Origin of the sequence: Rhodococcus sp. IEGM 1354, from assembly GCF_030056855.1 — a bacterium.
In the GTDB taxonomy this organism is placed as follows: domain Bacteria; phylum Actinomycetota; class Actinomycetes; order Mycobacteriales; family Mycobacteriaceae; genus Rhodococcoides.
Genome location: NZ_JASHKT010000010.1, coordinates 15,191 through 42,062, shown reverse-complemented (window position 1 = coordinate 42,062; position 26,872 = coordinate 15,191). Strand labels below are relative to the sequence as shown.

At 64.2% G+C, this 26,872-nt stretch carries 26 protein-coding genes; 18 read left to right on the top strand and 8 right to left on the bottom strand.

The genetic code is table 11. From position 1 onward, the window contains the following. Entirely contained in the window at positions 1-1,896 is a 1,896-nt protein-coding gene (locus tag QM588_RS20165; RefSeq protein ID WP_442972954.1) for an ABC transporter ATP-binding protein, read from the top strand. An 82-nt stretch (positions 1,897-1,978) separates the two neighbouring features. Next, complete coding sequence (tgt, locus tag QM588_RS20160) at positions 1,979-3,217, top strand: tRNA guanosine(34) transglycosylase Tgt (RefSeq protein WP_032384131.1); 1,239 nt, start codon at positions 1,979-1,981, stop codon at positions 3,215-3,217. Here the strand turns inward: tgt and QM588_RS20155 are convergent. Then, the gene (locus tag QM588_RS20155) at positions 3,171-3,827 is read right to left on the bottom strand and encodes a pyridoxamine 5'-phosphate oxidase family protein (protein ID WP_442972953.1); all 657 of its coding nucleotides are present in this window, start codon (positions 3,825-3,827) and stop codon (positions 3,171-3,173) included. The genes tgt and QM588_RS20155 overlap by 47 nt on opposite strands. Positions 3,828-3,964: 137 nt before the next feature. Between QM588_RS20155 and QM588_RS20150 the strand changes: the two genes are divergently transcribed. Next, complete coding sequence (locus QM588_RS20150; protein ID WP_283315985.1) at positions 3,965-4,441, top strand: DUF2231 domain-containing protein; 477 nt, start codon at positions 3,965-3,967, stop codon at positions 4,439-4,441. Continuing rightward, positions 4,434-5,153 (top strand): VIT1/CCC1 transporter family protein, encoded by a 720-nt coding sequence (locus QM588_RS20145; RefSeq protein WP_283315983.1) that lies wholly within the window; start codon positions 4,434-4,436, stop codon positions 5,151-5,153. Before QM588_RS20150 ends, QM588_RS20145 begins: the two co-directional genes overlap by 8 nt. Before the next feature lie 2 nt (positions 5,154-5,155). Here QM588_RS20145 and QM588_RS20140 read toward each other — a convergent pair whose 3' ends face one another. The 3 genes from QM588_RS20140 to QM588_RS20130 are packed head-to-tail and all read right to left on the bottom strand — an operon-like array spanning position 5,156 to position 7,368. Continuing rightward, a complete protein-coding gene (locus tag QM588_RS20140) occupies positions 5,156-6,037 on the bottom strand; it encodes a M56 family metallopeptidase (protein ID WP_283315982.1) in 882 nt (293 codons plus the stop codon). Further along, positions 6,034-6,411 (bottom strand): BlaI/MecI/CopY family transcriptional regulator, encoded by a 378-nt coding sequence (locus tag QM588_RS20135; RefSeq protein WP_283315981.1) that lies wholly within the window; start codon positions 6,409-6,411, stop codon positions 6,034-6,036. Before QM588_RS20135 ends, QM588_RS20140 begins: the two co-directional genes overlap by 4 nt. A 57-nt stretch (positions 6,412-6,468) precedes the next feature. After that, positions 6,469-7,368, bottom strand: a complete 900-nt coding sequence (locus QM588_RS20130; protein WP_283315979.1) for a LysR family transcriptional regulator — start codon at positions 7,366-7,368, stop codon at positions 6,469-6,471. A gap of 172 nt (positions 7,369-7,540) precedes the next feature. Between QM588_RS20130 and QM588_RS20125 the strand changes: the two genes are divergently transcribed. The 5 genes from QM588_RS20125 (at position 7,541) to QM588_RS20105 (ending at position 13,241) form a co-directional block, all read left to right on the top strand. Beyond that, positions 7,541-8,959, top strand: coding sequence for a M20 family metallopeptidase (locus tag QM588_RS20125; RefSeq protein WP_283315976.1), 1,419 nt, complete (start codon positions 7,541-7,543; stop codon positions 8,957-8,959). Between the two features lie 20 nt (positions 8,960-8,979). After that, complete coding sequence (locus QM588_RS20120; protein WP_283315975.1) at positions 8,980-10,287, top strand: MFS transporter; 1,308 nt, start codon at positions 8,980-8,982, stop codon at positions 10,285-10,287. Positions 10,288-10,361: 74 nt separating this feature from the next. Beyond that, positions 10,362-11,216 (top strand): tryptophan 2,3-dioxygenase, encoded by an 855-nt coding sequence (locus tag QM588_RS20115; RefSeq protein WP_283315973.1) that lies wholly within the window; start codon positions 10,362-10,364, stop codon positions 11,214-11,216. Further along, positions 11,216-12,424: a kynureninase gene (kynU, locus tag QM588_RS20110; protein ID WP_283316219.1), complete on the top strand. Its 1,209-nt coding sequence runs from the start codon at positions 11,216-11,218 to the stop codon at positions 12,422-12,424. Before QM588_RS20115 ends, kynU begins: the two co-directional genes overlap by 1 nt. Further along, positions 12,405-13,241: a PaaX family transcriptional regulator gene (locus QM588_RS20105; protein WP_283315972.1), complete on the top strand. Its 837-nt coding sequence runs from the start codon at positions 12,405-12,407 to the stop codon at positions 13,239-13,241. Before kynU ends, QM588_RS20105 begins: the two co-directional genes overlap by 20 nt. Here the strand turns inward: QM588_RS20105 and QM588_RS20100 are convergent. The 3 genes from QM588_RS20100 to gluQRS form a co-directional block, all read right to left on the bottom strand. Next, positions 13,238-13,981, bottom strand: a complete 744-nt coding sequence (locus QM588_RS20100; RefSeq protein ID WP_027494587.1) for a queuosine precursor transporter — start codon at positions 13,979-13,981, stop codon at positions 13,238-13,240. The two genes, QM588_RS20105 and QM588_RS20100, sit on opposite strands and share 4 nt — an antisense overlap. A gap of 80 nt (positions 13,982-14,061) precedes the next feature. Beyond that, positions 14,062-14,940, bottom strand: a complete 879-nt coding sequence (locus QM588_RS20095; protein ID WP_283315969.1) for a hypothetical protein — start codon at positions 14,938-14,940, stop codon at positions 14,062-14,064. 106 nt (positions 14,941-15,046) lie between these two features. Continuing rightward, positions 15,047-15,907 (bottom strand): tRNA glutamyl-Q(34) synthetase GluQRS, encoded by an 861-nt coding sequence (gene gluQRS, locus QM588_RS20090; RefSeq protein ID WP_094716150.1) that lies wholly within the window; start codon positions 15,905-15,907, stop codon positions 15,047-15,049. A gap of 370 nt (positions 15,908-16,277) precedes the next feature. Between gluQRS and QM588_RS20085 the strand changes: the two genes are divergently transcribed. The 5 genes from QM588_RS20085 (at position 16,278) to QM588_RS20065 (ending at position 21,672) form a co-directional block, all read left to right on the top strand. Beyond that, positions 16,278-16,466, top strand: coding sequence for a streptamidine-related RiPP repeat protein (locus QM588_RS20085; RefSeq protein ID WP_222060860.1), 189 nt, complete (start codon positions 16,278-16,280; stop codon positions 16,464-16,466). 77 nt (positions 16,467-16,543) lie between these two features. Beyond that, on the top strand, positions 16,544-17,368 hold the full coding sequence (locus QM588_RS20080) for a hypothetical protein (protein WP_283315965.1): 825 nt from the start codon (positions 16,544-16,546) through the stop codon (positions 17,366-17,368). Further along, entirely contained in the window at positions 17,365-18,915 is a 1,551-nt protein-coding gene (locus QM588_RS20075) for a CocE/NonD family hydrolase (RefSeq protein ID WP_283315963.1), read from the top strand. The genes QM588_RS20080 and QM588_RS20075 overlap by 4 nt, the downstream gene beginning before the upstream one ends. Next, positions 18,912-20,279: a YcaO-like family protein gene (locus QM588_RS20070; protein WP_283315962.1), complete on the top strand. Its 1,368-nt coding sequence runs from the start codon at positions 18,912-18,914 to the stop codon at positions 20,277-20,279. The genes QM588_RS20075 and QM588_RS20070 overlap by 4 nt, the downstream gene beginning before the upstream one ends. A 13-nt stretch (positions 20,280-20,292) precedes the next feature. Then, a complete protein-coding gene (locus tag QM588_RS20065; protein ID WP_283315961.1) occupies positions 20,293-21,672 on the top strand; it encodes a YcaO-like family protein in 1,380 nt (459 codons plus the stop codon). Between the two features lie 9 nt (positions 21,673-21,681). Here QM588_RS20065 and QM588_RS20060 read toward each other — a convergent pair whose 3' ends face one another. Continuing rightward, entirely contained in the window at positions 21,682-22,425 is a 744-nt protein-coding gene (locus QM588_RS20060) for a SagB family peptide dehydrogenase (RefSeq protein ID WP_283315959.1), read from the bottom strand. Between the two features lie 113 nt (positions 22,426-22,538). On the opposite strand from QM588_RS20060, the gene QM588_RS20055 reads away from it, so the two are divergent. The 4 genes from QM588_RS20055 to QM588_RS20040 are packed head-to-tail and all read left to right on the top strand — an operon-like array spanning position 22,539 to position 26,672. After that, a complete protein-coding gene (locus tag QM588_RS20055) occupies positions 22,539-23,621 on the top strand; it encodes a FecCD family ABC transporter permease (RefSeq protein WP_283315956.1) in 1,083 nt (360 codons plus the stop codon). Beyond that, entirely contained in the window at positions 23,618-24,460 is an 843-nt protein-coding gene (locus QM588_RS20050; protein WP_283315953.1) for an ABC transporter ATP-binding protein, read from the top strand. Before QM588_RS20055 ends, QM588_RS20050 begins: the two co-directional genes overlap by 4 nt. After that, complete coding sequence (locus QM588_RS20045) at positions 24,457-25,440, top strand: ABC transporter substrate-binding protein (protein WP_283315951.1); 984 nt, start codon at positions 24,457-24,459, stop codon at positions 25,438-25,440. The genes QM588_RS20050 and QM588_RS20045 overlap by 4 nt, the downstream gene beginning before the upstream one ends. Next, positions 25,437-26,672, top strand: a complete 1,236-nt coding sequence (locus QM588_RS20040) for an MFS transporter (protein ID WP_283315950.1) — start codon at positions 25,437-25,439, stop codon at positions 26,670-26,672. The genes QM588_RS20045 and QM588_RS20040 overlap by 4 nt, the downstream gene beginning before the upstream one ends. Positions 26,673-26,872: the final 200 nt, after the last annotated feature.

Here is a 26,872-nt window from a genome sequence, read left to right as displayed (position 1 = left end):
CTGGAGAAGAAGAAGGGCAGTCGCGTCGCGAAGGCACTGCCGGCGACGAAAGCCAAGAACTTCAAGGGCTCGTTCAAACGCGTCATCGGTTTGCTCGCTCCGGAACGGTTCCTGCTCAGCTTCATGCTCGTGCTGGGAATTGTCAGCGTTGTCCTCAGCGTGGCCGCTCCGACCGTTCTCGGGCATGCCACCAACCTCATCTTCAACGGAGTCGTCGGCGGAGATCTCGAACCGGGGCAGACGAAAGAGCAAGCGGTCGAAGGCCTGCGGGCCGCCGGTAACGATACCGTCGCCGACCTCGTCTCAGGTATGGACGTGACGCCCGGTGCGGGTATCGATTTCGGTGCCGTCGGAACTGTATTGCTCTGGGTGCTCGCACTCTATGTAGTGTCTGCGCTGCTGGCGTGGGCGCAGGGCTACATCCTCAACATCGCGCTGCAACGTCGAATTCTGTTGCTGCGCGGTAGCGTCGAGGCCAAGGTGCATCGCCTCCCGCTGCAGTACTTCGACAACAATGCCCGAGGCGAGACGCTCAGCCGCGTCACCAACGACATCGACAACGTCTCGACCAGCCTGCAGCAGACACTGAGCCAGCTGATCACCGGTATCTTGACCGTGCTCGGCATCCTCGGCGTGATGATCTGGATCTCGCCGTTGCTCGCTCTGGTTGCGCTGCTGACGATCCCGGCCTCGTTCCTGGTGACCGCGCTGATCGCCAAGAGATCGCAGCCGCACTTCGTGGCGCAGTGGCAGCACACCGGCAAGCTCAACGCGCAGATCGAAGAGACTTACACCGGCCACGAGATCGTCAAGGCGTTCGGCCGCCAGGCAGAGGTGGAACGCGAGTTCGGCGACCGCAACGAGAAGCTCTTCCAAGCAGGCTTCCGAGCGCAGTTCATCTCGGGCCTGATCATGCCGATCATCATGTTCCTCGGAAACATCAACTACGTCGTCGTCGCCGTCGTGGGCGGTCTTCGCGTGGCGTCGGGAACACTGAGCCTGGGCGAAGTACAGGCGTTCATTCAGTATTCGCGGCAGTTCACTCAGCCGCTCTCGCAGGTCGGCGCGATGATCAACCTGATCCAGTCCGGAGTCGCGTCCGCCGAACGCATCTTCGAGGTGCTCGACGCCGACGAGGAAGACCCGGACGTCGTGCCTGCGTCCAGCCCCACGGAGCGCCGCGGACGCGTCGTGTTCGACGATGTCTCGTTCAGCTACTCGCCGGAGCAGCCGCTCATCCAGAACCTGTCGCTCACCGCCGATCCAGGACACCTGGTGGCGATCGTCGGACCGACCGGTGCAGGCAAGACCACACTGGTCAACCTGATCATGCGGTTCTACGAGATCGATTCCGGCCGAATCACACTCGATGGCGTCGACACTCGCAAGATGACTCGCGACGAGCTGCGTTCACGAACCGGCATGGTGTTGCAGGACACGTGGTTGTTCGGCGGCACCATCCGAGACAACATCGCCTACGGTGACCCGACCGCCAGCGAGGAAGAGATCCTCGAGGCAGCTCGGGTGAGCTACGTCGACAAGTTCGTGCATTCGCTGCCCGACGGGTACGACACGATCATCGACGAGGAGGGCAACAACGTCAGCGCCGGTGAGAAGCAGCTCATCACCATCGCCCGTGCCTTCCTGGCCAAGCCGCTGATCCTGATCCTCGACGAGGCCACCAGCTCGGTGGACACGCGCACCGAACTGCTGGTGCAGAAGGCCACGGCAGCGCTGCGTAACGACCGCACCAGTTTCGTTATCGCGCATCGTCTCTCGACCATCCGTGATGCCGACACCATCGTCGTGATGGAAAACGGCAGCATCGTCGAGCAGGGCAATCACGAGGAATTGCTCGAGGCCAAGGGTGCGTATTACCGGCTCTACAGCAGTTAGGCGGCTGGTGCCGCACGTGAGTGGAAAATCGTAGTGGGCTACGAATTTCCACTCACAAGCGGCGAAGCCGCATACTGACGCGGTGAGTTCTTCCAATTTCGGATTCGATATCGGCACCCGGCTCGACGGTGAGCTCGGACGCACCGGCACCATCCACACCCCGCACGGCGATATCGCCACCCCCGCGTTCATTGCGGTGGGGACGAAGGCGACCGTCAAAGCGGTGCTGCCGGAGGCGATGAAGGAACTCGGCGCACAGGCGGTACTCGCCAACGCGTATCACCTGTACCTGCAGCCGGGCTCGGACATCGTCGACGAGGCCGGCGGGCTGGGCAAATTCATGAACTGGGACGGGCCGACGTTCACCGACAGCGGCGGCTTCCAGGTGATGTCCCTCGGTGTCGGGTTCAAGAAGGTCATCTCGATGGACGCCTCACGGGTGGAGTCCGACGACGTCATCGCCGAGGGCAAGGAGCGATTGGCCCACGTCGACGACGACGGCGTGACGTTCAAGTCCCATCTCGACGGCTCGAAGCATCGATTCACTCCCGAGGTGTCGATGCAGATTCAGCATCGGCTCGGCGCCGACATCATGTTCGCGTTCGACGAGCTGACCACGCTGATGAATACCCGCGGGTATCAGGAGAAGTCGGTCGACCGCACCCAGGCATGGGCGAAGCGATGCGTCCTCGAACACGAACGCCTCACCGTCGAGCGCGCCGACAAGCCGTACCAGGCGCTGTTCGGAGTGGTCCAGGGAGCGCAGTACGAGGACCTGCGACGCAAGGCCGCGCACGACCTCGAGACGATCACCGGTGAGACCGGCCGCGGCTTCGACGGCTACGGAATCGGCGGCGCACTCGAGAAGCAGAACCTGGGCACCATCACTCGGTGGGTGAACGAGGAACTGCCCGAACACAAGCCGCGCCACATGCTCGGGATCAGCGAGCCGGACGACTTCTTCGTCGCAATCGAGAACGGTGCCGACACCTTCGACTGCGTCAATCCCTCACGGGTGGCGCGCAATGCGGCGATCTATGTGCCCACGGGCCGCTTCAACATCAACACCGCGAAGCATCGGCGCGATTTCACCCCGATCGACGAGAACTGCGACTGCTACACCTGCGCGCACTACACCAAGGCCTACATCCATCACCTGTTCAAGGCGAAGGAGATGCTTGCCTCGACGCTGTGCACGATTCACAACGAGCGATTCACGGTCAAGCTGGTCGACGACATCCGTGCTTCGATCGAGCAGCAGCGATTCACCGAGTTCAAGACGGAGTATCTGGGCCGGTTCTATGCGCCGAAGACTGCCTGAGCTGATCCTCCAGCTCCGAAATACGCTGCAGTAGTTCGCTTTCCCGCTCGGCAGCTTTGCGCTGGTACACCTCGGACAGGTCCGCGAGGTAGGCCGCGTCGTAGCGAGGAATGATGCTGCGGGTGCAGTTCCAGTCGAAGGCCTCGACGTCGATGACGACGCTGCGCTCGCACGTGGCGGCGACGGCCAGGTCACCGATCTTTCTCAGTCGGTCCAGTAGTTCGGGATCATCCGCGGCCTCGACGGTCCGTGCTCGGCCGTAGAGCTTGAGGCGTTGCCGCAGAGGGTAATTCACGAGGAAGATCGCAACGCGATCGTCATGGTCCAGATTGGCTGCCGTCACGTACTGATGGTTGCCGGCGAAATCGGCGAAACCCAGTGTGTGATCGTCGAGGACCTGCAGGAACCCCTTCGGCCCACTTCGGTACTGAATGTAGGGCCAGCCGGTCTCGGCGACAGTGGCGATCTGGAACTGATCCAGCGCGCGGATCATCGCTTTCTCGCGATCGTCGAGCGGCATCGGGCCGTCGTCGGGTCGCTCGGTCTGCGAGCCGTAGGCGGTGTAACTGCCGTCGACCTGCTGCCGCGCAATCGCGGCAGGGCCGAACATCAAGTGGTGATAGTGGTTGTTCGGCGGCACGCACCGACGATACGACAAACAATGAAGTCCGGCGCTCAGCTACTACACGATGTGTAGTATGACCGGGGCGTGAGGTGCACGCGACTTCGAATCCAGCGGGAGAACGCATGTCCACCTTCAACGGCCTTCCAGCCCATATTCTGCTCGTTCACTTCATCGTGGTGCTGGCACCGTTGACCGCGTTGCTCGCCATTGCCGCCAGTATCTGGTCCGGTGTGCGCAGCAGGCTGGTGTGGCTCATCGCAGCCCTGGCGGTGTTCACGCTGGTGCTGACTCCGCTGACGACCGAGGCGGGCGAGTGGCTCGAGAAGCGCGTCCCCGAGACCGCGGCGGTCGAAAGGCACACCGAGATCGGCGATTGGATGATCTACTTCTCCGTCGGTCTGGTCGTCGTCGCCGCGGCACTCGTGTTCCTGCATCTGCGGGAGCGTCGCGGCAACGCGCCTGTGCGGTGGCAGTCGATTGCGGTGGTTGTCTTGGCAGTGGTGATCGGAGCGACCACAATCGTCCAGGTGTACAGAATCGGAGAGTCCGGCGCTCGCGCCGCGTGGGACGACGTATCGGCAACGGCCGTCGATGAGTGAGCCCGAGCCGAGCCTGCACGAGCACGAACCGCACGGAGATCTGTCCGGTCGGCTGAACTGGCTACGGGCCGGGGTGCTGGGTGCCAACGATGGCATCGTCTCCACCGCCGGCCTGGTCGTCGGTGTCGCGGCCGCCACCACAGACAGGGGATCGCTGCTCACCGCTGGTCTCGCGGGGCTCGTCGCCGGAGCTGTGTCCATGGCACTCGGGGAGTACGTGTCGGTGAGCACACAGCGTGATGCCGAGCGATCCTTGTTGATCAAGGAACGCCGGGAACTCGACGAGCAGCCCGAGCAGGAACTGGCCGAGCTCGCGGCACTGTACGAGGCGAAAGGTCTGTCGGCCGACACCGCACAGACCGTCGCTCGCGAACTCACCGAACACGATCCGTTTGCCGCCCACGTGGACATCGAGCTGGGAATCGACCCGGATGCGTTGACCAATCCGTGGCAGGCCGCCGGATCGTCGGCGGTCTCGTTCGTCAGCGGGGCACTGCTGCCGCTGTTGTCCATCCTGTTGTTGCCTGCGTCGCTGCGCATCCCGGTGACGTTCGTCGTGGTGCTGGTGGCTCTGGCCCTGACCGGCAGTATCAGCGCGCGTCTCGGCGGTGCGCCCGGTCGGCCGGCAATGACTCGAATTGTGATCGGTGGTGCGATCGCAATGGCCGTCACCTATGCGATCGGCCAACTCGCGGGCGTCGCGGGTATCTGAGATCAGCGGAAGATCGAGGTGGGAACTTCTCCGGCCTCGGGTGCCACCACATCTTGGACAACGTCGAACAACGCCACCGAGATGACGGTGAAGGCGAGGACGACGACCAGTCCGGCGGCAAGAATCCCGCGGTCGGGACGGTTCCGTGGCGGTTCGCTCAGTGCCTGCACGCGGCGCACGACGTCGCCGCCGGTACTGGCAAGAGTGCGGGTTTCATGGTCGAGATGGTTCCGAAGCAGAGCCGTTCTGGCAATGGCAGACAACGCATCTCGACGGCCGAGTGCCGCCGCGCTTTCGTCTGCTTGACGCTCCGCCGCGTGCCGCACCGTGGCGGTCAGAGGCCCGAGAATCGGATCGACTCGCGCTGCGATCTCGCACATCTGGATCCACACGCTGTGACGGTGCCGCAGATGAGCGCGCTCGTGTTCGATCACCGCTTGTAACTCGTTGTCCGACAGCGCTTCCGCCAGGCCCGTGGTGATCACGACGGCACCTCCGCCGGAGGGGACGGCGAAGGCGTCGGGAACATCGGAGTCGACCACGACGATCCCGCCTGTCGCCCGCGCCTCGTCACCGAATTCGGATGCGATGGACGTACTGGCGACGACGCGTCGAACATGGCGGGCCACCTCGACCGACCGCCAAATCATCCACGCGCAGATCACGATTCCGAGTGCCACCCACACGGCCTGACCCGTCGTCAGAAACACCGCGGCAAGCGCAGTCAGGGACGCGAGCACCGAGAACGCCGTGACCACAGACAGAATGGGCAGCAGTACGACGGCGGTCGAGGGGTTGAGACGACGGTCGATGTGGTCGGCTCCGAATCCCAGCAGCAGCGAGAGTGCCCACGGCAACACGGCGACGATCAGGAGCAGAGTCATCGATGGTGCTCGGCTGCGTCCGATTTGGCGAGCAACTCTCGCAGCGTGGCCTCGTCCTCGGGGTCGAGTGCGGCCACGAAGCTGGCCAGTACGTCGGCGCGCTCGGCTCGTGCGCCGAGTTCGGTGCGCATCCGCATCGCGGCCCGAAGCGCGGGGATCTCATCGACCGGGGCGTTGAGGGTGTAGACGAAGGAACGCCCTCGTCGCTCCCGATCGACAAGGCCTTTGCCATGCAAGCGCACCAATGCCGTCATGACGGTGGTGTGCGCGAGATCCGAGCCCAGATGCTCGCGGGCCTGGGCCACCGAGAGTTCCGTGTGCTCGCCGAGCAAATCGAGGATCGACTCCTCCAACTGTCCGGACGCTCTACGCACTGCGATTCCTCACTCGATTCGGCTATCTCGAGGATAGGCCAGTTCGAGGTCCCGCCACTATCCCGCAGCCTCGAGAATATCGGTCAACGCGTCGATCAGGGCCACGATTCGGGCCGACGGCGGCCTACCGCGCATCGTGTGGATTTCGGCCCGGCGCTGGGCGAACACCGGATGCACGAGGGGGATGTACGTCAGGCCCGATTTGCGGTCACCGCCCAGGTCACTGACGAGAGCGACGCCGTCGCTCGATCGTGCGAACTCGAGGATCGGAGCCAGCCGCTCGCACTGCAGACCGACGTGGGGTGAGAGCCCCTCCAGTCGGATTCCGGCGTCGAACAATTCGCGTTGACTCGATCCGGTGGTCGACAACGCGAGGGGATAGGAGCAGATGTCGGCCAGATCGACGCTGGCTCGGTCGGTCAGCGGGTGGCCGAGTGCGACGACGGCGCAGATGGGCACGGTGACGGAATGTTCGACCGTCACGTCGGTTCGGCGACCCAGCGAGAAGGTAACGGCGACGTCCGCGCGGGCATCGACCACCCGTCGGCTGGCCTCCTCCGGCCCGACCACGTCCAGGGTGAACGTGACCGACGGGTGAGTCCGATGGACCGACGCCATGGCCCGCGGGACGACGGACTGCGAGAAGCCTTCGGTGCAGGCCACGGTGACGCTGCCGTGTTCGGTGGCGTCGACGCTGCGTATTTCGGCGATGAGGGACGACGATTCCACTTCGTGTCTGCGCGCGTGGGCGAGGAGACGATGGCCCGCTTCGGTGAGCGTCATTCCCCGGGCATGTCGTGCGAAGAGTGGCACTCCGATGTCACGTTCGAGCTTGGCGATCTGTCTGCTGACCGCCGACGCGGCCAGATGTTGCGTTGCGGCCGCCTCGGTGACGGACCCGGTTCGCGCTACTTCGCAGAAGTACGTCAGCGCTGAGGGCATCAAATGCAACGACATCACCCCTTCTTTCACAACACGGTCACGGCGGTGACACGCGATTGTCATCGAGCCTCTGTCGGTCCGAGCGTTGCTTCTGAGGCAACGCAGGGAGCGTCAATCGGCAATGGTGTAGACGGTATCCGGCTCGCTACTGTCAGGCGAACACCAGGCCGACGTTGAGGGAGATTCGATGAAACGCGAGCATGTGATCGCGCAGGCCCAGGACTTCTACGATTCGGGTGAGTTCCATCGCGAACTGTCCGAGCTGGTGTCCGTTCCGTCGGAAAGCCAGTCGGCGGCCGGTCGGGTTGCGTTGTCGGCATATCTGCACGATCTTCTCGTGCCGAGGCTCGAGGCACTCGGGTGCGCGGTCGAGACCTATCCCAACCCGGTCGAGAAGGGTGGTCCTTTCCTGATCGCCACCCGTCACGAGAGCCCCGATCTGCCGACCGTGCTCTGTTACGGCCACGCCGATGTGGTTCTGGGCATGGCCGAAGACTGGTCGGACGGTTTGTCGCCCTGGACTCTCGTCGAACGGGACGGCCGGCTCTACGGGCGCGGAACAGCCGACAACAAGGGCCAGCATCTGGTGAACCTCGCGGCACTGCGGACGGTTCTCGAGGCCCGCGGATCGTTCGGATTCAATCTGACGCTGCTGTTCGAGACCGGCGAGGAGATCGGCTCACCCGGACTCGAACAATTCGTGTCCGACCACCGTGAACAACTCACCGCCGACGTGCTGATCGCCTCGGACGGACCACGTCTCGATGCCCAGACTCCGACACTGTTTCTCGGTGCCCGTGGCGGCGTGGACTTCGACCTCGTCGTCGACCTGCGTGAGCGCGGCTACCACTCGGGCAACTGGGGTGGACTGCTCCGCAACCCCGCGACCACCCTGGCCGGTGCCATCGGGACACTGGTCGACGGTCACGGCCGGATTCTGCTCGACAGCCTCGTTCCCGAGCACATTCCCGAGTCCGTCGTCGATGCACTCAGAGCTATCGAGGTCGGACGCACCCCGGGCGACCCGGTGGTCGATTCCGGCTGGTCGGCCACCGAATTGTCGGCCGCCGAGCGGGTTTTCGGGTGGAACACACTCGAGGTGATCGCCATGAGTGCAGGCAACATCGTCGAACCGGTCAATGCGATCCCCGGCCAGGCGCGAGCGCGGTTGCAGCTGAGGTACGTCGTCGGTACCGACCTCGACGATCTCGGCGCACGGCTACGACGACACCTCGATGCGCACGGGTACTCGATGGTCGACGTCGAACTCGGCATCTCGTTTCCTGCGAGCCGAACGGACCCGAACGACCCCTGGGTTCGCACGGTCGCCCAGTCGGTCGAGCGCACAGTCGGTTACCCAGTCACCGTGCTGCCCAACATCGGTGGGTCCCTGCCCAATCACGTGTTCACCGACACCCTCGGAATTCCGACGGTCTGGATGCCGCACTCCTACCCGGGATGCCGTCAACATGCACCCGACGAACACATGCTGGCTTCCATCGCTCGTGAAGGTCTCGCGATGGCCGCCGGCCTGTTCTACGACATCGGCAATGTCGCCGGTGGTCATGACGCACCGCTCGAATCCGCCAGCGCCTCGCGCTCCTGAACACCACCGGAGAATCCGACATGTCCACTGCACACGTTCATCGAACTCCCGATCGTGACGGCGCGGGTGAAGCCGTTGTGTCCGTCAAGAATCCGGTCCGCGCCATCGCTGCCGCCACCATCGGCAACGCTCTCGAGTGGTTCGACATCGCCATCTATGCGCTGTTCGCCATATACATCGGGCAGAACTTCTTTCCCTCGGCCGACCCCGGCGTGCAACTGGTGCAGACATTCGCGGTCTTCGGAGTCTCGTATCTGATCCGTCCCCTCGGCGGACTGATCCTCGGCTCCTACGCAGACCGGAAAGGGCGAAAGAAGGCTCTGGTGATGAGCATTCGCTTGATGGTGCTCGGCACCGCGTTGATCGCCTTCATGCCCAACTACGACGACATCGGCATCCTCGCCCCCATCGGAATCATCGTGGCGCGCCTGATTCAGGGTTTCGCTGCCGGTGGCGAATTCGGTGCGGCCACATCCTTTCTCGTCGAACAGAACGGCAAGCGCCGCGGATTCTTCGGTAGCTTCCAGTTCGCCAGCCAGGGATTGGCCACGCTGATGGCGGCCTCGTTCGCAGCCGGACTGACCGCGGTGTTGTCCGAGGCCAGCATGGTCGACTGGGGCTGGCGTGTGCCGTTCGTCTTCGGGCTGCTGGTAGGCCCAGTGGGATGGTTCATCCGCCGTCACGTCGACGAATCGCCGGCTATCGTCGCCGCGTCGGACACGCCGAAATCGCCTGTGCGCGATCTGTTCAAGAACCAGTGGGGCGGAATCCTCATTGCCGGCGGTGTGCTGGTGGTGTCCACCGCGCTGAATTTCATTCTGCAGTACCTGCCGACCTTCGGTATCAAGCAACTGGGACTGAACAACTCGCTGTCGTTCGTCGCACTGATGATCACCGGCGTGATTCTGACCGTGGTGACGCCGTTCGTCGGTCAGTTGTCCGACAAGGTAGGCCGCATCAAGATCATGTTGCCGTCGGCGATCGCGATCGGCGTCAGCGTCGTTCCGCTGTTCATGTGGCTCATCGCGGTGCCGTCGTTCCTCACGCTCGCTCTCGTCATGACCATTCTGGGTTTGTTGAAAGCGCTCTACTTCGGCGCGCTGCCGTCGGTGATGTCCGACGCGTTCCCGGTGCATTCGCGGGCCACCGGACTGTCGTTCGGATACAACGTCACCACGGCGATCTTCGGTGGATTCACTCCGACCATCGCGGCCGCTCTGGTGGCTGCGACCGGCCAAGCGGTGTCCCCGGGCTACTACATCCTGGCGGTGTCCCTGGTCAGCATTGCTGCGCTGATCGGTGCCGTACGGATCCGCGGCATTCGCTAGCTTACGAATATCTAGCGGTCGACACGTATGTGTAATACGCTGGATTCATCAGCCCACCACCTCGAGGACGATCCATGAGCGTCGAAGCGAACACCCGGAAGATCGAGAAGAGCGTCGTCACCGACTTCAGTGACCGCATGAGCTACGGGTCTTACCTCGACCTCGATACGCTGCTCAGCGCTCAGAAACCGGTGAGCACCCCCGAGCATCACGACGAACTGCTGTTCATCATCCAGCACCAGACCACCGAGCTGTGGCTCAAGCTGGTGCTGCACGAGACACTTGCTGCGCGAGCCGCATTCGATGCCGACGACATCGGTACCGCACTCAAATGCGTGGCCCGGGTCAAGCACATTCAGAAGACACTGACCGAGCAGTGGTCTGTGCTCGCCACACTCACCCCGACGGAGTACTCCCAGTTCCGCGACTTCCTCGGCAACTCCTCGGGCTTCCAGTCGTATCAGTACCGGGCGGTGGAGTTCGTTCTGGGAAACAAGAATGCGGGCATGCTGACGGTCTTCGAGTCCGATCCTGTTGCTTATGAGCTGCTTTCGACGCTGCTGCACCAGCCGAGCCTGTACGACGCGTTCTGGCAGTCGTTGGCGCGGCAGGGGTACGACGTACCGGCATCGGCCCTCGATCGTGACGTCACCGCGGCATACACGTTCAACGAGGACCTGATGCCGCTGATCAAGTTCGTCTACGAGAACCACACCGAACATTGGGCGGTGTACGAGGCATTCGAGGAGCTCGTCGACTTGGAGGAGAACTTCCAGCTCTGGCGCTTCCGTCACATGCGCACGGTGCTGCGCACCATCGGAATGAAGAGCGGGACGGGAGGGTCGAGCGGCGTCGGGTTCTTGCAGAAAGCGCTCGAACTCACCTTCTTCCCCGAATTGCTCGCTGTGAGAACGGACATCGGCCGATGATGGAACGCGCTCTCGAACTCGACGACAATGACCCGCTCCGGAGCTTTCGCGACAAGTTCCTCGGTAGTGACGACCCGTCGATCACCGCATATCTCGACGGCAACTCGCTGGGCCGGCCCACCAAAGCCAGCGTCGAACGCATCAACACCTTCATGACCGACGCCTGGGGTGGACGCCTCATCCGGGGCTGGGACGAGCAGTGGTTCGACCTCCCCGTCACCATCGGCGACGCCCTGGCCGACGCCACCCTCGGGGCAGCGTCCGGGCAGACCACGATCGGCGATTCGACGACGGTACTGCTGTACAAGCTGGCACGGGCGGCGATCGCCATGCGGCCTGGCCGCACCGAGATCGTCATCGACCGGGACAACTTCCCGACCGATCGCTATCTGCTCGAAGGCATTGCAGCAGAACTGAATATGACTCTCCGATGGATCGAGACGGACCGCCGCGGTGGCATCACGCCGGAACAACTCGCCGAGGTGGTGGGGGAGAACACCGCCTTGGTGGTGATCACCCACGTCGCCTACCGATCCGGCTTCCTCGTCGACGTGGCCGAGGCGACGCGCATCACGCACGAGGCCGGCGCTCTGATGCTGTTGGACGTGTGCCATTCCGTCGGTTCGGTGCCGCTCGAATTCGATTCGTGGGGAGTGGATCTGGCCGTCGGGTGTACCTACAAGTACCTCAACGGCGGTCCGGGTTCGCCGGCCTTCGCGTACGTGCGCAGTGATCTTCTGGCCGACTTCGTGCAGCCGATCTGGGGTTGGATGGGCCGGGCCGATCCGTTCGAGATGGCGCAGGGTTACGCTCCGGCACAGGGTATTCGACGCATCATCAGTGGTACGCCGTCGGTGTTCGGGATGATCGCGATGCAGGACACCATCGAGATGATCGCCGAGGTGGGTATGGATGCGATCCGTGCCAAGTCCGTTGCGCTCACCGAGTACGCCCTCGAGCTCGTCCGCGAGATGCTGGTACCGCTCGGAGTGGAGATCGCCTCACCCGAGGACTCGAATCGACGCGGTGGTCACGTCACCATCGACCATCCGGAATTCAAGGCCATCACTGCTCGGCTGTGGGAGCAGGGTGTCATCCCGGATTACCGCGCGCCACACGGTATTCGGCTGGGGTTGAGCCCACTGAGTACCTCGTATCGCGAGGTGTACCTGGGTATCGTGGCGATTCGTGACGAACTCCACGCCTAGCACCGCCGGGGCCATCCTCGACGACTTCGAGTCTCGTCCAGGTAGCGCCACCTCGTTGGTGCGCACGGTGCTCGGAGCCTACGTTCGGCCTCTCGGCGGGTGGTTTGCCATTGCCGATTTCGTCGTCTGGATGGACACGCTGGGAGTGCCACCGGAGAGCACGCGCATTGCGGTGACGAGGTTGAAGAAGAAGGGCGTCGTCGAATCCGCTAATCGTGAGGGTCGCACCGGCTATCGGATCACCGAGCAGGCCGACGCAATGTTCGCTCGGGGAGACGGTCGCATCTTCGGCTTCCGGCGGATGGCCGACGGCGATCCATTTCGGTTGATCTCGTTCACCATTCCCGAGACGCAACGCGCGGCTCGGCACCAGCTGAGGCGTCGGCTCACGTCGATAGGTTGCGGGACCGTCTCACCAGGATTGTGGATCGCGCCCGAATATCTGGCGGCGGAGGCTGTTGCCATAGTCGACGCGTTGGAGTTGTCGCAGTACGTCACGACGTTCGTCGCGTCCGAGGTCGCGCCTCCCGGCACGCTGCGCGAAAGTGCCGAGCAGTGGTGGGATCTGGCCGGCATCGCCGATCGACATCGGGCATTTCTCGACGCTTTCGACGGCGGGCCGCCCGCGCGGAACCCGCGCGACGCGTTCGTCACATTCGTGCCGTTGCTCGACGAATGGCGCGTCGTTCCCTACGTCGACCCTGGTCTTCCGCCGTCGATGACGCCGGTGGACTGGCCGGGCACCCGGGCCGTCGCCACGTTCGAGACGGCCCGGGAGCGTTTGTACGACCTCAGTGTGGAATGGGTCGCGTCCTAGCGATCCTGGTACGAGGGCTCGCGCTTCTTGATGTACGAGATGACGCGGTACGTGATGGGCATGACGATGACCTCGGCCAGCGTCTTCCACAAAAATCCGACGATGACGTAGTTGATGAAGTCGGTCCACGTGGTGATGCCGATGACTCCGGCGGCGATGGAGCAGAAGATCAGGGTGTCGAAGAATTCGCCGACGATGGTCGAGCCGATCAGTCGCGCCCACAGGTGCTTTTCCTTGGTGCGTTCCTTGATCTTGACCAGGACGACGGAGTTGAGGAGCTGCCCGACGGTGTAGCCGGCGAGACCGGCGAGGACCAGCCGGGGAACGACGCCGACGACGCTCTCGAGGGCGGCCTGGTTCTCGTAGAACGAGGCGGCGGGGAGTTCGATGGCGATCCAGAAGCACACCGAGGTGAGCAGCAGGGAGCCGAAACCGAGGTAGATCGCGCGGCGCGTGGCTTTGAAGCCGTAGACCTCGCTGAGTACGTCGCCGAGGATGTAGGCGAGGGGGAACAGAAAGAATGCGCCGTCGGTATTGATCGGCAGGATCTGGAACGGTCCGAGCATGACGTCGGACGAGGCGAAGAAGGCGACACCTTTGCTGGCGGCCACATTCGAGATCAGCAGCGTCGCGACGAACAACGCGACAATGGTGGGGTAGTAGCCCCGGCTGATGTGAGCGAACGTGGCCTGCCCAGACTCGGCGCCGCCGTCGGGGGCGGTGTGTTGGGTAGTAGTCACCTGACGATCCAAGCACCGAGACGGTAATGGGCGCGAATCCCCGGGGTAGGGGATGCGCGCCCATCGAGGCGGATTACAGGTCAGGCGACGTTGCCACGCACCGTGACGCGGTAAGCGTAGGTACCGGCGATGATCGTGATCGGAATGCTCGCCAGCAGGCCGATGCCGAGGAGGAGACCGCCGACGATATTGATGCCGACCAGGGCGAGCGCGAGGACGAAGAGGGTCCCGCCGTTCGACGCGATCGCCTGCGCGCTGGCCTTGATGGCGGGAATCGGCTCGTCACCGCGGTCGATGACGAACTGGAAGGTCCACCATGTGAAGAACGTGATGACGATGCCGGGGATGATCAGCAGGACGAAGCCGATGCTGGTTGCAATGCCGACGAGGATGCCGGCGATGACGACGGCGGCAACATTGCCGAACTGGAAGAAGGACCCGAACGCGGGCTTGACCCCGTCCACCTCATGCAGAGCGCCGCGAACGAGTGCCGCCTGGATGAGGAGTGAGACGACACCGATGATGACGCTGAAGATCAAGCTGAAGACGATGTTGTTGGAGCTCAACACGTAGTTCAGTACCACCTGGATGACCGCGGCGATCAGGACGATGCCGACCCAGACGAGTGCGTTCTGCTTGAACTTCTCGAATCCGTAGCCGATGGCTGTTCCCACGGATAGCTGCGTCGCCATCGGTGAGTTACCGAACGACGGAGGCGGCGGGTAGTTGCCCTGTGGGGGCGGTGGGTAGCCGCCGGGTGGCGGGTAGCCGCCGGGTGGCGGGTAGCCGCCTTGCTGGGGGTAATCGCCGGGAGGTGGCGGGTAATTCCCGGGCGGCGGGTAGTTGCCCTGCGCGGGTGGTGGGTAGTTGCCGGGTGGTGGGTAGCCGCCGCCCTGCGGCGGGGGATAACCACCGGGGTTCTGTGGATCCTTGTCGGGGTCGTAGCCGCCTGAGGTCATTGTGTCCTTCTCCCTCGGGATAAGTTTGTCGCGGTCACTGTACGTCCGATTCGTGCGCAGTTGGGTTCTGTCGCGTTGCGACGTGATCTCGATTTTGTCAGGGCGTTCAGGCATTCGAGGGGTCGAACACCCACGGTTCGCGCGGCACCAGCCTCGGCTTCCACCGCTCGAGCAGTTCCTCGGCGTTCTTCACGTCCGGCATGCCGAGGGATGCTGTGATGAGCGTCCACGCATCGGGTCGTTCGCGCAGTGTGACGGCACCGTCGCGCTTGGCAAGGCGCTTACCCTCGACGTTCAGTGCGAGGGGGACGTGGACGTACGTCGCGGGGGTCAGGCCCAAGAGTTGAGCGAGGTAGCCCTGCCGCGGCGCGGACGTGAGCAGGTCGTCGCCGCGCACGATCTGGTCGACGCCTTGCGCGCCATCATCGACGACGACGGCGAGGTTGTAGGCGGGTACACCGTCGGATCGACGCAGGACGAAGTCGTCCACCTGGCCTCGGAAGAGACCGTGCAGCTGATCGACGACGGTGAATTCGGTTGTCTGCGAGCGCAATCGGATGGCAGGTGGTCGGTCTTTGGCTGCTTTCTCGTCAGCGGTCAGATTTCTGCAGGTCCCCGGGTATGCGCCGTCGGGTGCATGCGGAGCCGACGCGGCCTGCAGGATTTCCCGACGCGTGCAGAAGCATTCGTACGTCAGTCCGGCGGCGGTGAGCGTGCGAATCGTGGCGTCGTAGATTTCCCGACGCTCGGATTGCCGCATGATCGGCCCGTCCCAGTCGATGCCGATTGCCGCGAGGTCGTCGAGTTGACGTTGCTCTGAGCCGGCTTTCACGCGATCGAGGTCTTCGACGCGCATCACGAAACGCCGTTCGGTGGAGCGGGCGAAGAGCCAGGCCAGCAGTCCTGTGCGGAGATTGCCGAGATGGAGATCGCCGGAGGGACTGGGAGCGAAGCGTCCGGCGGGCATGGGAACAGCTTAGTTTCAGGGTGTTCATAACTGACCGACCGATAGCGGTATTGGGGTATCGCAGCGAGTTTCGGCCGCGAAGACTTCGGTAGGTGCGGGGCGGCAGTGGCTGACGGGCCCAGGTCGGCTGGGTTGGACCCATTGTCGCGTCCTGCCGGATCCGCGCTTCTTTCGGTGGCCTTGGTTCGGGTAGGGCGTCGTCTTCGGCGTCGACCGATTGTATTGTGCCGGTTGCTTTTTGTCTGCCCCGGATCAAGTAGCGGTACACGTATGCAGTGTTGCAACCTTGACAACCGTGACCGAGCGTCGGATGATGCGGAAGTCGATCGACAACGACAATCATGTTCAACAATGGAAGAAGGTATGCGTAATGTCCAACTTCACCGCAACCGATATCGCCGGCGCTCCCACGACGAGCGCACTGCAGGGTCCGACCACGAACTCGATCGTGCACAATCCGTTCGCCTTCGAGGAGATCGAGTCGTCGGCTGCGCAGAGCGCCCCGCAGAGCCCGACCACCAATTCGATCGTGCACAATCCGTTCGCCTTCGAGGACTGACACACGTTCGTGGACAACTGAACTGACACCGAACTACTCACGCCTGTGATCGCGGGCCCACTCTGACGGAGCTTGTCATGCCAAGTATTGCCGCCGGACATCATCTGTATCCGGCTGTCGACGGCACCTGGTTGTGCTCGAGACCGGGAGATCGCTTCGTTCGCCTCAGCGGGCCACCTCATGTGGTGAAACTCCTGCAGGAGTCGGCTCACATGGGGAGGGAAATCGATATCGACTCGCTCGGCGACGATGCCGACCTGACTCGGCAGCTCATCGCACTACTGGATGAGCGCGGCATTCTTGCGGAGGAGTCGACAGCTTCATCTGTATCGACGGCGTCGTCTGTTCTCGTCGACGGAGACACTCCGATCGCCGAGGCGGTGGCTTCTCTGCTCGAGGACTGCGGCGATGTGACGGTGGGGATTGCAGACGAGGGCTCGGTGTCGACGGCGGACGTCGTGGTCAGCTGCGCTACATGGCTGCCCGACGCCCGCTGGTCGCAATTGCAGAACTGGTGCACTGCCCACCGAACGGCATGGCACCGCTGCCACGCCGAAGGCGAACGCTTCTTCATCGGTCCGCTGTGGTCACCGGCATCGAACAATGCCGACTACCACGACGTCCGGGGTCGCCGTCTCGCCGCGTCCGGTGTCGCCGACCAACTCCTCGATCATTGGCGCTACCTCGACGATCCCCGCTCGATCCTGCCTCCCGTTCGGTGGCCCCACCGCAGCGGTATCGCCGTCGTCGCCGGTGTCATCGCCGCCGAGGTGCGCGCATACCTCGCAACGGGCGACACTGCGATCGGCTCGGTGCAACTCGACGTCGACCCGGCATCGGCGCACATCGTTCATCATCCCGTTCTGCCCATCCCGTTTCGGCGCGGCACCGCTACGCTGTGACGAACAGTCCACGCTCGCAGCACAACCTGCGCGTGTCGAACGGCGACGGAACGTGTTGCGTCGCAGACATCTACCTTCCCGAGCCAGGATGTTTCCCGGCCACCGCTGTCATCACACGCACGATGTACGGACGATCGCACCACCGCTCCGAAGGCCTCGGCTGGGCGCGCAACGGCTTCGCCTACATCGTCGCCGACGTACGCGGACGGTACGACTCCGACGGAACTTTCACCCCCTACCGCTCGGAACGAGACGACGGCGCAGCACTGGTCGACTTCGTATGCGGTCAACCATGGTCGAACGGCGGCGTCGTCGCATACGGCGGCTCTTACTCCGCCTACACCGCATGGGCGATGGCCGTAGAACGCCCGATCGCGGTCCGGGCGGTGGTGAGCCTGTGTCCCTCGATGGAACTCGCTCGCACCAAATTCGACCCGTCCGGCATTCTGCGCCTGTACGAGCACCTGGGGTGGTGGTTGCAGCACGGCGACGCCCGGGTGAGCCGGACGGACATGCCGGGCAATGCTCTACCCGGCCTCGCGTCGTATCTCGCGCTTCCGGTCACCCAACTACCCGACACCACCGGGGTGCAGCTCCCGACGTGGGGCGGGGTGCTCGATCGAGGCCCGGACCATCTCGACGATCAACGCATCACCGACAACGAACTGGCCGAATTGACGGTGCCTTCGTTTCACGTCGGAGGGTGGTACGACCTGGTGACCGAGACGTCAGTCGCCCATTCCGACCTTGTCGGTTCCAACGTCGAACCGCGCCCGGCCCGGCGGCTGATGATCGGGCCGTGGACCCACGAGCTGTTCGTCGATCCGACCGGCCGCCACGGCCCGGTCGCGTCGATCGAGTGGGGGAAGATATGCGTGCAGTGGCTGCATTCGGTCCTCGGGCACCGCGCCGCCGAATCCAGATCGGCGTCCGTGTCGATCTTTCACCGGGGGGTCGATACGTGGATCGACAACGAGACACGCGCAGAACCGGAATCGTCGATCCTGCTGTACGCACACGACCGTCGCCGGCTCGAACCCGCGCCCCAGTCCGGCTCAGCCGCACTGTCTTTCGAGTACAACCCCGCCGACCCGTACCCCACCATCCCCGCCCACCACGACCGCAGTGCTGTCGTCCGCAGTGACTTCGTCGACTTCACGACCGGCCCGCTGGCAGCCGACCTGCACATCGACGGCATCCCAGAAGCACACCTGACCGCATCGACCACAGCGCCGGAAGCCGACTGGATCGTGCGGCTGCTCCACCGCAGCGCCGGCGGTTCGCTGCACCAAATCGGCTACGCCGTCGCGGTGACCGGTGCCAGCGCCGACGCCGTGCGCGTTCCTCTCTCTCGCACGGCTGTACATCTCGAACGCGGGTCGGAGCTGATCCTGCACATCACCGGCAGCGACTTCCCCGCCCTCACGCGGAACTTGAACAGCGGCAACCGCTACATCGGCACGACAATCGAAAAGGCAACGCAAACAGTGCATGTCGGTGCCACCCGTACCCTCGTCCGTCTCCCTATCCGACAGGAAAAGCAATGAGCGTTCACGGATCGAGCCTTCATGGATCCCGGCTCGGCGTCCTCACCGGTGTGGGTCCGCTCGAACGAGATGTCGAGCTGCCCAGTGCGTGGGTGGGCTACCGCGCCCATGTCGCATGCATGGATCGTGTCGTCGACTGGGTCGCCGACCCGATCGGCTTCGGTGCCTCGTTCGGAGATCACGGAGCGGCACGTGGTGCCGCGATAGGGGAAGCCGTCGAACGGTATTGCGGCAATGCTGTTCCCCCGCATCTCGACCGTGCGAGCTACCGCGAACTGCGCGCCCGCGGAATCGACGCGCTCGATCCCGGCACCTTCGCGTTGTACTCACCCGAGCAATACGCAAGCCGTGGTTTCCCGTTCGTACCGTTCACGGCCGATACCCCTGTCGAATGGGTCGAAGGCGTTGACATGCACGACGGCCGGGCCGTACGAGCCCCGGCAGGATCGGTCTATCTCAACTACATTCGTGGCTCCCGCACGTCGGAGCCGCCGCTGCACTCGTTGATGTACTCCGGTATCGCCACCGGTACGAGCCGGCAGCGGGCCGAGCAATCCGCCATCGAGGAGCTGCTCGAGCGCGATGCCACAACGATCTGGTGGGCCAGCGGTACCGACGCTCACCGACTCGACGACGGGGGACGGGTCTTAGGCCAGATGGGCTGCCCCGCCGAAGGATTCGACCTCGACGTGACTTTGATTCACATCCCGTCGCAATTCGGTGTACCCGTCGTCGGGGCACTGGTCCGCGACCGTGCCCGCGAACTCGTCGCCTTCGGCAGCGCCTGCCGCGCCACCCCGCATGCCGCTGCGACGAAAGCGCTCGTCGAAGCGCTGGGGTCGCTGCAACTCTCCCGTCAACTCGCCGACCCGGACAGCGAGACCTGGCAGTCCGTCCGTACCGGCGCGATGCCAGACCACGTCTTCCTTCCGTACCGCGCGGATCGCAACTACCTCGACGCGGCCGGAAAGAACTTCCGCAACCTGGTCGACCTCCCCGCCGTCGCACAGCTCTACCAGGACCGGCGCATGCAGGCCGGCACCGCGCTCCTTCGCCTCGAACCTCGCGACCGGGTCGCGATGGACGAGATCCCCGCGGTCACGGGCTCGGTGCGGGAAACCTACCTCGCTGCGCTCGCACGCCACGGTATCGACGCGGTCGTCGTCGATCTCACCACCGACGACATCGCGCAATCCGGTCTGACGGTGGTTCGAGTGCTGACACCCCAACTGGTCGGCAACGGCCCGCCGGCATTCCCGCTCCACGGGTCACCGCGTCTACTCGAGGTACCCACCGCCCTCGGGTGGAAAATGCACCCGCGCAACAGCTCTGACCTGGTCAGAGTCCCCCTGCCGCTTGCCTAGTATTGCTTGCCCTGTGACCGACTGCAACGAGAAGGAAGACATGTACGACGCGTTGGTCGACCCCCGGTTCGGAGTTCTCACCCGACTGGACCCCCGCTGCATTCCCGAGCACTTTCCCTCCTCCTTCGCCCTGACCCATTCCCGTATCAGCGACATCAGCCGATTCAGCGACTGGCCGGCGGACAATTCCGGAGCCGGCTACGGCTTCGGCTCCCCGGACCGCGTGCTGGGCGCAGCAATCGGCGAAGGCGTCGAACGGTACTGCGGCAACCTTGTTCCGGACGGTCTCCGCCGCGGCAGCTACCTCTCTCTGACCGCCGAGGGTGTCGACGCTCTCGACCCCGCCACGGTGTGCCTGTACTCCGCCGAACAGCATGCGGCACCGCGCTTCCCTGCGTCCGAGTTCACCGGATGCCTCGACGTCGAATGGATCGACGGCACCGACCTCTCGACCGGGAGCTCGGTGTGGGTGCCGGCGTCACTGGTGTGGCCCTCGTACTTCGGATCGCACACACGCCCGGTGGGCGAGGACCGCCCGCTGACGAACCCGATCGTCCAGGCAGGTCTCGCCGCGGGCCCCAGCAGTGAATTCGCCTGCTGGGGCGCACTATGCGAAATACTCGAACGTGATGCGATGACACTGTCCTGGTACGGCGGGCAAGGCGTTCACGAAGTGTCCGTACCGACGTGGCTACGCCAGTTCGCGAGGGGGCCACAGGGGCGACTCGACACTCGTTTCTATTCGTTCACCACCGAATTCGGCATTCCGGTACTCGGGTCTTTGGTGCATGACCGCTCGACGGGATATCTGACGCTCGGGATGGGTGTGGGAACAGACGCGGTGCGCGCTGCGGAAAAGGCATACGCCGAAGCCCTGCAACTCCAACTGTTCGTCTCCGAATACGACGACCCGACCTCGGCTTATATGCAGGCCGCGCAGTCACCGACCAGCCCGCTCAAACCCTGGCGCGCGGACCGCGCCTACGGAATGTCCTATCGAAGCGATCGGCGCGATCTGGTCGACTACGTCTGCCACCTCCAGATACACCTCGATCCCGAAGTGCAAGAACAGTTCCGTCGTGAACTTGCCGCCGCCACACTCGGTTCGGTCGACCTGTCGGACCTCGACACGGCCGACGCCGCACCGACAACCGACCGAATCGCGGCATTGGTCAAGGTCTTGAACAGCGCTGGGCACCGTGTCGTCGAAGTCGATGTCACCACCGCGGACGTGAGAGCGGCCGGACTACAAGTAGTTCGGGTCGTTGCCACCGGGCTGTATTCGAGCTCGCCGATCGGCCTTCCGTTCCTCGGCGGGAGCCGTATGCCCGCTGCTGTCGCCGCCGCAGCCGCCGCGGGAGCCACGCTGCCGACTACGCCCCTCCCACACTGAGACCAACTCCTACACCGACGATTCTTCCAGCCCGGTGATGCGCGGCGGCCCAACAGCCACCAGCATCGTCACTATCGCCGCAGCATCGAGTCCGAGCACCGATTCCGCCGCCGGATCGGAAAAACCCGAGACTGCGCAGCACGCCATGCCCATCGCTGTAGCGGTCAAATACAGATTCTGGACCCCGATGCCGGCATCGACGTGCACCGTGCGGTAGTGGCGCGGTGGGTATTTGGCCAGCGCGACATCCAGCCTTGCAGTCAGAGCGAGGCTCGCCGCCGGCAACGCCGCGAACTCGCTCTGGGCGTACAGCTCGGCCAGTGCAACGGCAGGGTCCACCGCGGACACGAGCTGCAAAGAGTGATCGGCCATGTCGTATCGGTAGATTCCCGGCCGGATGCCGGCGATGCGGGTTGCGAACAGGAACGTGTCGCGGGTGCGGAGGCCGCCTGCGGTCGGTGCCACGCTCAGCGGGTATTCGCGGTCGCCGTAGGCCTCGACCCGGCGTCCGAGTCCGAGCGCGGTGCCGAGCAGGGTTCCGACCGAATCCACGCTCAGTTCGCCACTCGGGTCGAAGTCGTACCGCGAACGCCGGGCGTGGACCAGCGCTGTGAACGGCGAGTCGAGTGTGCGTGGCTTCGGGAGGTGAATCCAGGCACCGTTTCGATTCATGGGTCTCTGAGTCGGCGCAGGATCGACTGCGCCGTTGAGCCGATCGTGAATCTCCCTGAGAGAGGCGATCTCCGTGTGCATCAGGGTCGGCTCCTTCACCAGTACGCACAGCCCGAGGTGTCGTCTCCGCACAGTGTTCGCTACTGTATCGACACTGATTGTCATTAACAACTAGCTGTCGGGATGTGGACCTGATGAAACGATCGCCGGCCACTGCGGTGCGCGGCACGGGCGCACCGCCCTTCGCCTCGCCCCAACGCTTTCGCTTGTTGCTGGCGATCTCGGGCTTCGCCATCGTGGTCATCGCGGTGGCGTCGGTCAGCATCGGCGCTGTCACCATCGGACTCGGAGACATCTGGGGTTCGGTCGCCCAACACCTCGGCATGGCGGGCACGCACACCTCGACACCGGTCAACGATCAGATCGTCTGGCAGGTCCGCGTCCCGCGCACCATTCTCGCCATCGTCGTCGGCGCGGGTCTGGCGATAGCGGGCGTGGTCATCCAAGTCGTTGTACGTAACCCGTTGGGCGACCCCTACCTGATCGGGATCGTGCCGGGCGCGAGCCTGGGCGCAGTTATCGTCATCGTCTTCGGCGCCGGGGTACTCGGCGGCGTATCGCTGTCCGCGGCAGCCTTCATCGGCGGCCTCCTGGCGTTCGCGCTGGTGTTCGTCCTCGCCCGCCGCGGAGGGCAATGGCCACCGACCCGGCTCGTGCTGGCAGGGGTCGCCGTCGGGTACCTCGTCTCCTCGTTCACGTTCTTCTTTCAAACCATCGCCACTCCCAATCAATCTCAGCGCGTGCTGTTCTGGAGTCTCGGTTCGATCGCCGGAGCATCGTGGGCGAGCCTGCTGCTGCCCGCGGTCGTCATTGCGGCGGCCACGACGTGGCTGATGTGGAACAGTGCCCGCCTGAACGCCCTGGCTTCCGGCACCGACCTCGGCTACTCCCTCGGCATCGACGTCGCGCGATTCCAAATGACGCTGATGGTGGTGGTGTCGGTCCTGACCGGCGTCATCGTTGCCGAAGTAGGCGGTATCGGGTTCGTCGGCCTGGTCATCCCGCACATAGCGCGACTGCTCGTCGGTGCCGATCACCGCCGCGTCGTCGTCACCGCAACACTGCTCGGCGCATGCTTCCTACCGCTCTCGGATATCGCCGCCCGCGTGCTCCGCGCCCCCGCCGAACTTCCGATCGGGGTGGTCACCTCGGCCATCGGCGCTCCGTTCTTCCTGTACCTGCTGGTCTCCTCCGGGCGGACGGCGAGGGCTCGATGAAACTCGGCGCACAGGGTGTCGCCGTCGCCATCGACGGTGCCAAGATTCTCACCGACGGGGTCATACACGCCGAATCAGGCTCGGTTGTAGGACTTCTCGGACCGAACGGCAGCGGAAAGTCGACGCTGCTGCGCACGCTCTACCGGGCCCTCATACCCTCAGGCGGAACGATCGTACTGGGCGAGGACGACCTTCGCCGCCTCAGCGCTCGTGAATCGGCGACCAGGACTGCGGTTGTCCTGCAGGACGATTCACCGGAATTCGAGTTCACCGCACGGGAGATCATCGAACTCGGACGCATCCCGCACAACACCGGTCTGCGACGCTTCGGCGCGGTCGATGTCGCCGCAGTGGACGCCGCCGTGATGGCCGCCGGGATCGCGCACCTCGTCGGCCGTCAGATCTCGACCCTGTCCGGTGGCGAGCGGCAACGAGTCTTCGTAGCTCGGGCCCTCGCGCAACAAGCTCCGATACTGATCCTCGACGAACCCACCAATCACCTCGACATCTCGGCGCAGCTCGACCTCCTCGAACTGCTCACCGCAACCGAAGCCACCGTCGTTGTCGCACTACACGACATCGACCTCGCTGCCGCCTACTGCGACAGCCTGTTCGTCATGAAATCCGGTGCCCTCGTCGCCCACGGAACTCCCGCCGACGTCTTGACAACGGACATGCTTCGCGAGGTCTACGGCGTCGACTCGGTCATCGCCGTCAACCCGATCACCGGCCGACCCTGCGTCCATTTCGGACCCGCCACCTCGCACCGCCCATCCACCGCGAGCTGCACCGCTACTCAACCCAATTTCGACACCCGCACCGAAAGCAGCCAACCATGAAGATCGCCGTACGAACTGGAACTTGCTTCGCCGCAACCATTCTCCTACTGTCCGCCTGCTCGAGCGGACAGGCCGAACCCACTGCCGCAGGCACCGAGACCGACAGCGGCACCTCGGCATACCCGGTGACCGTGGCCAGTTGCGGCGTCGACTACACCTACGACGCCCCACCTGAGCGGGTACTCCTCGGAGCTCCGGGAGTTATCGCCACGCTCGATGCACTCGGCGTCGCCGACAGCGCGATCGGATACACCAACGGCAGTTACGCATTCGACGGACTCGACCGATTCTCGGGCCTGACCTCCAACACCGACGACTATGCACCCTCACGCGAATTCCTTATCGGGGCCTCACCGGATCTGTTCCTGTCCAACGACCAAGGGCAACTCGGCGGCCAAGGATCGGCAAGCTCCGATGACCTGACCGCTGCAGGCGGCAACCTCTACGTCCTCGGCGAATACTGCCAGAACACGCCCGCGCCCACGACAATCGACGCGGTCTACACCGACGTGGACAACCTCGGCACCATCTACGGCGTCCCGGACAAAGCAGCAGAGGTCGTGACCTCGCTGCGCGATCGCGTCACCGCAGCACGAGCGAAGAACACCGACAGTGCGCCGCTGTCGGCAGCGGTTGTCCAGAGCTTCGACGGCAAGCTCTACGCCTTGAGTGGGTCTTACTACAGCGCAGTGGTCGACGCACTCGGCATGACCAACGAATTCGCCGACATCGACGGCAATTTCGCCGAAATCACCCCCGAAGCAGCCTTGAGCGCTGCACCCGACGTCGTCCTGGTGCAATACGCCGGATCGGAAGCGGACGCCGCGACCGCCGTGACAGATATATCGGCTCTGCTCGCGAACTCACCAGCGGTGCGGAACTCCCGGGTGTACCCGCAGAACGAAGCCGACTTCCAGGCTGCCGGAGTCCGCATCGTCGACGCCATCGAGAACACCGCGGACAACGTGTTCGGCAAGTGAGCTCGACGAACGCTCCGACGCCGCTGGGGTCCGCGTTCCGGTTGATGGTGCTCGCGCGCACCGTCGCCTGGTTCGGAACTGCCGTCGCGTTGGTAGCCTTCCCGCTCGTCATCTACCGCACCACCGGAAGTGCCGCGGCCACTGCGCTTCTCACCGCTGTCGAATCGGCACCGTACCTGCTGTTCGGGCTGTTCGCCGGTGCCGTTGCCGACCGCTGGCGGCGTCGCCCGACGATGGTCGTCACCGCGCTCGCCGCATGCGCTGCAACGGCATCCATACCGGCTGCGTATTGGATGGCGACTCTGTCGACGGCGCACGTGTTCGTTGCAGCGTTCGTCAGCGCCGCCGCTATGGTGTTCTTCGACGCCGCCGGCTTCGGTTTGCTGCCCTCACTGGTGCCACGCGCTCGACTGGCCGACGCCGTCGGGCGACAAACTGCGATGGCAACGGTCATCACTATGGCCGGGCCCGCACTGGGTGGTGTGCTAATTGCCGCATCCTCGCCGTTCGCCGCGCTGGCCCTCAACGCGGCCACGTTCGCAGTGACCGCGATCCTACTGCTGTGGGTACGTGAACCCACATCCGCGCCGCGGACGGAACAACCCCATTTGTGGCGCGATATCGGCAACGGGGTGCGCTTCATCTACGGTCACCCACTTGTCCGCCTGCTCACCCTGATCGGGACCGGCAACAGTGTTGCCGGCGGCATCATGACCGGCCTCCTCGTCGTCACCGCCGTCGAGCGGTACGGTGTCGACGAGGACGGCGGCGAGCTGGGTCTGTTCTTCGCAGCCCTCGGGGTTGGAACCCTGATCTCGACAGCATTACTGCCGCGCCTGTCCCGAAAGTTCACAGCTGGGACGATCGCCATCGCCGGTTTGCTCGTACAAGCAGGCGCGATCAGCGTGTGGATTCTGGCCACCGTACCGGTGCTGGGAGTGTGTGCGTTGGTCGTCTTCCAAACAGCAGCATCGACGGTGATCATCAACGGCATCACCGTCCGCCACTTGGTGACCCCGGACGAACTTCAGGGCCGCGTCAACACCACGGCCCGCATGCTGGCGTGGGGCGGACAACCCATCGGTGCCGGCCTCGCCGGAGCCCTCGTGGGTCCGATCGGCCTGCCCGCAACGCTGTCGCTGGCAGTCGGCGTCATTGCGGCCAACGCCCTGTTCGCGTACCTGTCCTCGCTACGAGCCGTCAGCTCACAACTCCACTCGAACAGCCGTTGAGGATCGGACAGGCGGAAAGACGGCTGTGAGAACGGTCAGACCTCGATCGCGAGCCTTGACGACCGACATCGAAGACCCGGCCTGCGACACGTCGGATCGAACACCACAAGGGTAGCTATTTCACCTTACGGCGACCGGTACGCCCGATCTGCGAACCGTCTCAGCGGTATGGGGACTTCGGCCGGCCCCGGAGTGCGAGA